2 protein-coding genes and 1 pseudogene are annotated in these 921 nt (G+C 52.9%); all 3 read left to right on the forward strand.

Annotated elements, in window-relative coordinates:
* A pseudogene (locus tag ACIPO9_RS28115) lies at positions 1-349 on the forward strand (preprotein translocase subunit SecY); the annotation flags it as partial.
* 28 nt (positions 350-377) lie between these two features.
* Positions 378-494 (forward strand): 50S ribosomal protein L36, encoded by a 117-nt coding sequence (gene rpmJ / locus ACIPO9_RS28120; protein WP_002555468.1) that lies wholly within the window; start codon positions 378-380, stop codon positions 492-494.
* A gap of 130 nt (positions 495-624) precedes the next feature.
* Positions 625-921 (forward strand): 30S ribosomal protein S13 (rpsM, locus tag ACIPO9_RS28125; protein ID WP_400611217.1); only part of this gene is annotated, 297 nt, incomplete at its 3' end.

Below are 921 nucleotides of genomic sequence, written 5' to 3' on the forward strand. Positions count from 1 at the left end.
TACGGCGTTGATGTTCAATCCGAAAGACGTAGCGGAAAACCTGAAGAAGTCCGGTGCCTTTATTCCGGGTATCCGTCCTGGTGAGCAGTCTGCACGCTATATTGATGGCGTTTTGACTCGTCTGACCATGTTCGGTGCTCTTTATATGATGGCCGTGTGCCTGCTGCCCCAGTTCCTGGTGGTGGCTGCAAACGTGCCGTTCTACCTTGGCGGGACCTCGTTGCTGATCGTGGTCGTGGTTGTGATGGACTTCATGTCCCAAGTGCAATCTCACCTCGTTTCGCACCAGTATGAATCCCTGATGAAGAAAGCCAACCTGAAGGGCTACGGCAGCGGCATGCTGCGCTGAAGCACCCATAAGGTTCGAGGAGTTGGTGATGAAAGTTCGTGCATCGGTGAAAAAGCTGTGCCGTAACTGCAAGATTATTCGCCGCGAAGGTGTTGTTCGAGTAATTTGCAGCGCGGAACCACGTCACAAGCAGCGCCAAGGCTGAGTGTGATCTGTGCTAAAGCCCAGCAGCTAGTGCGCTGCTGGGTTGATTATTTGTTATTACAGCGATATTATCTCGCGCCCTATTTCTTGGCTTCCGGGGCGTAGGTAGCTGTCAATTGGAGTCCCACTGAATGGCCCGTATTGCAGGCGTTAACATTCCAGATAACAAGCATACTGTTATCTCGCTGACCTACATCTATGGTGTTGGTCGCACGACTGCACAGAAAATCTGTGCTACCACCGGGGTTAACCCGGCGGCAAAGATCAAAGATCTGAGCGATGAGCAGATTGAATCGCTGCGTGGCGAAGTCGCGAAGTTCACCACTGAAGGTGACCTGCGTCGCGAAATCAACATGAAAATCAAGCGCTTGATGGACCTCGGTTGCTACCGCGGTCTGCGTCATCGTCGCGGTCTTCCAGTGCGCGGT

The organism is Pseudomonas sp. NPDC090203, assembly GCF_044746765.1.
GTDB lineage: Bacteria > Pseudomonadota > Gammaproteobacteria > Pseudomonadales > Pseudomonadaceae > Aquipseudomonas > Aquipseudomonas putida_AD.